At 61.4% G+C, this 363-nt stretch carries 1 pseudogene; it reads right to left on the bottom strand.

The window, feature by feature from the left end:
* Positions 1–5: 5 nt before the first annotated feature.
* Positions 6–188: pseudogene (locus H7A81_RS27485) on the bottom strand (shikimate kinase); the annotation flags it as partial.
* Positions 189–363: the final 175 nt, after the last annotated feature.

Genomic DNA, 363 nt, shown 5'->3' with positions numbered 1-363 from the left:
AGGGGTTAGCTGGCGCGGGCGAGCGAGAGGGATTGCAGAATTTGATCAACAACCTGTTCTGGCGCCTGCATGGCATTCACTTCATGGTGCGCGGTCTGGCGGTAAAGATGCGCGCGCTCGCGCAGAATATCGCTCATCTCCTCGGCAATCGGACGACCGGTTAGCGTCGGGCGCTGTGCGGCTTCGGGCAGACAGGTCGGAAGGACGGCGTGTAGGGAAAGAGTGGACGTCCCGGTGTAGGGGTTAGCTGGCGCGGGCGAGCGAGAGGGATTGCAGAATTTGATCAACAACCTGTTCTGGCGCCTGCATGGCATTCACTTCATGGTGCGCGGTCTGGCGGTAAAGATGCGCGCGCTCGCGCAG

The organism is Pantoea sp. ME81 (assembly GCF_903970985.1).
GTDB lineage: Bacteria > Pseudomonadota > Gammaproteobacteria > Enterobacterales > Enterobacteriaceae > Pantoea > Pantoea communis.
This window is presented reverse-complemented; position numbering and strand designations above follow the sequence as displayed.